The following is a 6379-nucleotide window of genomic DNA, read 5'->3' on the forward strand; positions in this document are numbered from 1 at the left end:
CGGCTCTGACGGCTATTCTGGCATCACCGCCAACCCGGCGCTGGGTGGCGCGTCGGACTTGCTGGTAGCGCATGGCGGCACCAGCATCCTGTCGGAGACGCCTGAAATTTACGGTGCCGAGCACCTGCTGACGCGCCGTGCTGCCAGCGTTGACATTGCGCACAAGCTCATCGCCCGCATCGACTGGTGGAAGGGCTACACCACGCGCAACGGTGGCGAGATGAACAACAACCCCTCGGTAGGCAACAAAGCCGGTGGCCTGACGACCATCCTCGAAAAGTCTTTGGGTGCGGTGGCCAAGGGCGGCACCAGCACGCTGCAAGGCGTGTACGAATACGCCGAGCAGGTGGATGCCAAAGGGTTCGTCTATATGGACACGCCGGGTTACGACCCGGTGTCGGCCACGGGCCAGGCGGCGGGTGGCGCGCAGATCATCTGCTTTACCACCGGGCGCGGCTCAGCCTTTGGCTGTGCGGGTGTGCCCACCATCAAACTGGCGACCAACAACGCGCTGTTTGAGCGGATGCGTGACGACATGGACGTGAACTGTGGCGATCTCATCACCGGCACACCCATGCCCGAGATCAGCCAGCGCATATTCGACGCCATCGTCCGCCACGCCTCGGGCGAAAAGGTGCGCAGCGAGGTGCTGGGTTATGGGCATGACGAGTTTTTGCCCTGGCAGGTCGGTGCGGTGATGTAGTTACAAATTCAATAGCATGTTGCGCAGTTCCATAAAGCGCTACAGGCACTTTTAACTCAATTTTTTCAGGAGCTTCAACATGGCAGCAAAAGACCGTATGGCCGTCCTCTCGGCAATGATGGACCAAAGCATCATCCCTGTTTTTTATCACCCGGATGTGGAACTGTGCAAGAACGTCATCCAGGCCTGCGCCAACGCCGGCGCCAAGTGCGTCGAATTCACCAACCGCGGTGACTTTGCCGCGCAGGTGTTTCTGGACGTGACGCGTCACTTTGCCAAGGCCGACCCGAGCGTGATCATGGGTGTGGGCTCGATTGTGGATGCACCAACCGCCGCCATCTTCATCGCCAATGGTGCCAAGTTTGTGGTCGGCCCCTTGCTCAACGCCGAGGTGGCCAAGGTGTGCAACCGCCGTGGCATCCCCTACAGCCCGGGCTGCGGTTCAGCCACCGAGATTGGCGACGCACAGGAGTTGGGTGTGGAGATCGTCAAGGTGTTCCCGGGTTCGTCAGTGGGCGGGCCTGACTTTGTCAAGAGCGTGATGGGCCCGATGCCCTGGACGCGCATCATGCCCACCGGCGGGGTTGAGCCCACCGAGGACAGTTTGCGCAAATGGTTTGGCGCCGGCATTGTGGCGTGTGGCATTGGTTCCAACATGATCACCAAAAAGCTGCTCGACGCCAAGGACTTTGCCGGCATTGAAGACAACGTGCGCAAGACCATCGCACTGTCCAAAACCATCAAGGCGGAACTGGCTGCCAAATAAGCCACGCAACATCAGGAGCACCCAAAATGTCTGAACTCATCATCAAATCTGCGGCGCAAACCAAATGGGACTGTGCCTCGTTCGGCGAAGTCATGCTGCGCTTTGACCCCGGCTTTGGCCGTGTGCGCAATGCGCGCAGCTTCCAGGTCTGGGAAGGCGGCGGTGAATACAACGTGGCGCGCGCCATGCGCAAGTGCTGGGGCAAACGCGCCGCAGTCGTCACGGCCTTGCCCAAGAATGACCTGGGCTGGCTGGTCGAAGACCTGATCATGCAAGGTGGCGTCGATATGAGCCACCTGATCTGGCGCGACTTTGACGGCCTGGGCAAAAACACCCGGGTCGGCCTGAACTTCACCGAAAAAGGCTACGGCATTCGCCCGGCGCTGGGTTGCTCGGACCGGGGGCATTCGGCGGCCTCACAAATCAAACCCGGTGAAGTGAATTGGGAAAAACTGTTTGGTGAAGAGGGTGTGCGCTGGTTCCACACCGGCGGCATTTTTGCCGCGCTGGCCAGCAACACCGCCGAAGCCGTGATTGAGGCGGTGCAGGCCGCCAAGAAATACGGCACGGTGGTGGCGTATGACCTGAATTACCGCGCGTCCCTGTGGAAGAGCCAGGGCGGCAAGGACGCCGCGCAACGCGTGAACCGCGAGATTGCCAAGTACGTTGATGTGATGATTGGCAATGAAGAAGACTTTACTGCCTGCCTGGGTTTTGAGGTGGAAGGCGCTGATGAGCATCTGACGAACATCGAGACCGAGAGCTTCAAGAAGATGATCCAGACCGCTGTGGCGGCATTCCCCAACTTCAAGGTGGCGGCCACCACGCTGCGCAAGGCCACCACCGCCACGCTCAATGACTGGTCGGCGCTGCTGTATTACAACGGCGAGTTGTACCAATCGATGAAGCGCGACAACCTGGAGATTTATGACCGGGTCGGCGGCGGCGACGGCTTTGCGTCTGGCCTAGCGTACGGATTCCTGGAAGGCAAGGGTGCCCAAGCAGCGGTGGAATACGGTGCCGCCCACGGTGCATTGGCCATGACCACGCCGGGCGACACCTCGATGGTGCGGGTGGAAGAGGTTGAAGCGGCCATGAAGGGCAAGGGCGCGCGGGTCATCCGTTGATTCTTTGAGCCTTTTTGGCCTTTGGCGCTTATGGATAAAGCGCTAACAGCTATTCTTTTTGAATCTACGGCTGAACCACAGACCTTAATCGGCGACCATGCCCCGGTTTTGTGGCACGGTGCAAGGACATACGGCATACGGGCAAGCCAAAGGCCCGTCGTTCAAACGAAACGTGTTGGTGTAGATATTGCCCAGGTAGTTTTCACCGTGTCGTTTGGCCGGATAGCAGGCATACGCATCCCCCTTGGGATGCAGGATGAAATAGCGAAACCCGGCGTGGCAAAACTTGCCCTGGTGGGAGTAGCCACGATTCATCCCAGCCGGGCCCACCAGGTCGGCAAAAGCCCGATCAAGTTTCCAGCGGTCGATCAACCCATAGTTCGCCGGGCTGCCGTTGATCCGCATGAGCTGCGGGTAAAACTTCAAACCGGATGCCTCAAACGCGCGGCGAAGTTCGGCTGCCTCGCCGATTCGCCCCGGTTGAACCACATGGTTCACCACAAAACTTGACTTGGGCATGGCCGACAACACCTGCTTTACCGCTGCTGCCTTGGTTAGAAAGGTCTCAGCGCTGGTTTCTTCCAAATGCAGCGAACACGAAAATGTTCGCAGACCGTCGCCGGCTGCCGCCACAAAGCGCTCAATAACGGGCAAGGAGACTGAAAGATTGGTGAGCAACGACACCTTGTGGCCGGCCGCCACCAGCCGCGTGGCCACGTCTGGCAGGCGCTTGAGTAGAAACGGCTCACCACCCGAGAGCTTGAATTCCCAAACCCCGGGCAGCGCACACAGCACATCGAGCCCTCGCTCCAGCGCCGCGTCGTCCGGGCCACCGACACCGTCGGCGTGTTTTTGCACACAGTAGCTGCAGCGGTAGTTGCAGCCGCCCACGATGTTCCAGTTCACCACCGGTCGCGGGTTCATGGCTCAACCCCCGCGCTCTGCAACTTTGCCAGTTGGCCCGCCGCCGTGAAGTTCATGTCGTGTTTGCCGCAGCGGGCACATCCAGGGTAAGACTGGCCCTGATGCAGCCGTTGCCGAACCGTGTCATACCGCGGCGATGCCCAAATCTCGGCAAAGGGTGCCTCGTCAATGTGACCCACGTCGATGTGTTCGCAGCAAAAAAACACCCGGCCATCCACATAGACGCGGCTGTACAGGTAACCCGCAAAACAGGCGGGCGGGTGCGTCTGCCCAGCGTGTTGACCCAACTGATCGGCAAACGCCGGCAGGTTGTGTTTGACGCCCAACTGCTTGGCACGCTGGATGGCCCGTGGAATCAGATCGTTGGTCAACTGGTGTCGCTGAGCGGGCGCAAGTGCCAGCGACTGGGTTCCGGGCGGTGTATCGCCGAGCTTGTACGACACGCGCGTGCCCAACTGGCTGGCCAGGTCAAGCATGTCAACAAGCTCGTGCGCGTTCAGCGTGTTGATGACCTGCACCAGATTGATGGCGATGCGGCCACGCACACAGGCAAGGCCTTGGGTCAACTGATGAAAGCTCGCCTCCGACTGATTGGGGTGATACGCCACGTAGGTGGGCGCACTGGCCGACGACATGTTGATCAACATCTGGTCAACCTGCAGATCGGCCAATCGCTCAAAGTCACACAAGGTGCCGTTGCTGATCACGGTCAAGGTCAAACCCTTTGCCTTCACGGCGGCAATAAAGTCGTGAATGCGCGGATGCACAAAGGGCTCGCCACCGCCTGAGAGAATGATCCGCTGGGCACCGGTGGCCGCTACCTCGGCGAGCACCCTGGCAAAGACGGATGCCTCCATGCGCTGTGCTTTCCAGGAGACCGGTTTGGGTGTGGCCAGTCCGGGCGCATAGTTCCAGCAAGTCACGCAGTTGAGGTTGCAGGCATTGATGAGGTCAATGTGCACAGTCTCTGGCCCCAGGGCTGGCCTTTGTGCCAGATAGCCCTGCAGCCGGGCTTGTTGGTCGGGTGTCAAAGGCGCGCTTTTCACAGCAGTTCCAGGATGGATCGTGCCGCGGCCGTGGCGCCGTTCTTCTTGATGACGGCCCGCGCGTTCTTGGCCAGGGTGTGGCGTGTGGCGGCGTCGGCAAGTCGGGCCAGCGACTCGGTGAGCCCGCGCTCCGTCAGCGGGTCACACACCAGGCAGGCGTGATCTTCAGCCAGTTCATGTGCGCGCCGCCCCTGGTCATCGAGGATCCGGCCAAAAGGCACCAGCACCGACGCAATGCCGGCAAAGAGCAACTCATGCACCGTGTTGTAACCCGCAGCGGCCACCGCCGCATCGAATGCCGGCAACACATCCATCATCGGATAACGCCCGCGGATCACGGTCATGCCGTCGCGCGGCGCGGGGTCGGCCAAGAGCAGCGGACCCTGTCCGATCACCAGATGGGCGTTGGGGAGTGCCAGCACAGCACGACTGGTCAGTTCAAGCGCCCGGCACGATTCGGGTTCACCCCCGCCCCCAAAGCTGCAGTAAATCAGCAGCGTGTCCTCGTCGATGTGCCCTGGCAGACCCAGCGCGGCTCGTGCCTGGGCCCGCGAAAGAAGTTCGTTTCGCTCGCGGATCAATATCGGGCCAACCGCCCGCGCCTTGGCAGGCTCTGGCAAGTCACCTACCTGTTCCACCGTCTCGTGCGGAACAATCAGCAAGTCATACAGGGGCAGGATGGCCCTCAGCAGGTCGGACTGAAAGCTGTCGCGGCGCTGTTCACGAAACACAAACACGTTCTTTTGCCGCCAGCGCAAAACCGGGATCAGTTCCTCAAAACTTCCTGACGGATAGGTATCTACCACCAAAACATCTGGATCAAATGCGCTGATGGCGTTCCAGGTGACCGATTGCGCCATTTTTAAATAGGTGGTCTTGCGCAGCCCGCAGGCCTCACGGATGGTTTTCGAGGGCAGCTTGATGGCGGCAAAACCCTCACGATAGATCACTCCGTCAGCTTCTGACGAGGTCAAAAACAGAATCTCGGCTTGGGGCGCCAACCGACGCAGCGCGCGTGCAATCGCCAGCAAACGGGTCACATGCCCCAGACCCAGGCCATTGACCGCATAAAAAACAACGCGGGGAGCCGACATCAGGAATGATCAGAAAATTGCTCGCGAGCTTGCCCTGCGGCATGCCGCGCCGCCGCGGTTGCCGCTTCTTGCGCCAAAGCGTTCTCGCGCGCCATGTCAAGGTCGAGCAAGGCACCTGCAGCCTGCGCATCCGGGCTCAACATGGCGGCGATGGCGCCACCCGCCAGCGCTGAGCCACCCGCGATCAGGCCAAGCTCGGCCATGGAGCGATGTTGAGTAAATTTCCAGCCGGGGGTACGAGCGGTTTGCGCATCGACCGCATGGCGGGCCGCATAGGGATCAAAGCCCGGCAACTCGCTCCAATGGGTGCGGCCATCGGCGCCGGTCAGCACTTGGGGTGAGCGCCCCTGGGCGGCAACGGCTGCACATGGCGGACAGGACATGACGTTGACAACCGCCTCGGCCTGTTTCAACGCCACGCCCTGTCGGTACTGCGGGTTGGCCAAGGGTCTGGCGCAGAAATAACAGGCCACCCGATCTCCTTGCCCAGCAAAGGCTTGTGCACCAAACGACGCCACTGCAATTTCTTGTGCGCGGCCAGCTGAACGCTCCAATTCTTCAAGGGCAACATCGATGCGGCGCAACGCCTTGTCATTGCCCTGGTGCATCAGGTCAATTTGCTTTTGAGCCGATCGTTCGAGGTGGGTGGCATGGTCAAGCTGGCTGCGCAGGTCTGGGTGTTCGCCCAGGCGCAGTGCATGTTCAACCTGTTCCAGTTG

The 6379-nt window shown here is 60.5% G+C and carries 7 protein-coding genes; 3 read left to right on the forward strand and 4 right to left on the reverse strand.

The features are described from left to right. From KBF66_RS18295 to KBF66_RS18305, 3 genes are all read left to right on the forward strand, one after another. A partial coding sequence (locus tag KBF66_RS18295) for a UxaA family hydrolase (RefSeq protein WP_296660914.1) occupies window positions 1-703 on the forward strand: 703 nt, incomplete at its 5' end. Window positions 704-782: 79 nt separating this feature from the next. Further along, the gene (locus KBF66_RS18300; RefSeq protein ID WP_296660917.1) at window positions 783-1469 is read left to right on the forward strand and encodes a bifunctional 4-hydroxy-2-oxoglutarate aldolase/2-dehydro-3-deoxy-phosphogluconate aldolase; all 687 of its coding nucleotides are present in this window, start codon (window positions 783-785) and stop codon (window positions 1467-1469) included. Window positions 1470-1495: 26 nt separating this feature from the next. Then, complete coding sequence (locus tag KBF66_RS18305) at window positions 1496-2596, forward strand: sugar kinase (RefSeq protein WP_296660919.1); 1101 nt, start codon at window positions 1496-1498, stop codon at window positions 2594-2596. Between the two features lie 84 nt (window positions 2597-2680). Here the strand turns inward: KBF66_RS18305 and KBF66_RS18310 are convergent, their stop codons facing one another. From KBF66_RS18310 to KBF66_RS18325, 4 genes are all read right to left on the reverse strand, one after another. Next, complete coding sequence (locus KBF66_RS18310; protein ID WP_296660922.1) at window positions 2681-3520, reverse strand: radical SAM protein; 840 nt, start codon at window positions 3518-3520, stop codon at window positions 2681-2683. After that, the gene (locus tag KBF66_RS18315; RefSeq protein ID WP_296660924.1) at window positions 3517-4566 is read right to left on the reverse strand and encodes a radical SAM protein; all 1050 of its coding nucleotides are present in this window, start codon (window positions 4564-4566) and stop codon (window positions 3517-3519) included. Before KBF66_RS18315 ends, KBF66_RS18310 begins: the two co-directional genes overlap by 4 nt. Beyond that, window positions 4563-5660 (reverse strand): glycosyltransferase, encoded by a 1098-nt coding sequence (locus KBF66_RS18320; RefSeq protein ID WP_296660926.1) that lies wholly within the window; start codon window positions 5658-5660, stop codon window positions 4563-4565. The genes KBF66_RS18315 and KBF66_RS18320 overlap by 4 nt, the downstream gene beginning before the upstream one ends. Further along, a partial coding sequence (locus KBF66_RS18325; RefSeq protein ID WP_296660928.1) for a hypothetical protein occupies window positions 5660-6379 on the reverse strand: 720 nt, incomplete at its 5' end. The genes KBF66_RS18325 and KBF66_RS18320, both read right to left, overlap by 1 nt.

Source organism: Rhodoferax sp. (genome assembly GCF_018063565.1).
Taxonomy (GTDB): Bacteria; Pseudomonadota; Gammaproteobacteria; order Burkholderiales; family Burkholderiaceae_C; genus Rhodoferax.

Bases quoted from the DNA above. Each gene is read 5' to 3' on its own strand.
- KBF66_RS18300 (WP_296660917.1), top strand. From the start codon at position 783: ATGGCAGCAAAAGACCGTATGGCCGTCCTCTCGGCAATGATGGACCAA.
- KBF66_RS18305 (WP_296660919.1), top strand. From the start codon at position 1,496: ATGTCTGAACTCATCATCAAATCTGCGGCGCAAACCAAATGGGACTGT.
- KBF66_RS18310 (WP_296660922.1), bottom strand. From the start codon at position 3,520: ATGAACCCGCGACCGGTGGTGAACTGGAACATCGTGGGCGGCTGCAAC.
- KBF66_RS18320 (WP_296660926.1), bottom strand. From the start codon at position 5,660: ATGTCGGCTCCCCGCGTTGTTTTTTATGCGGTCAATGGCCTGGGTCTG.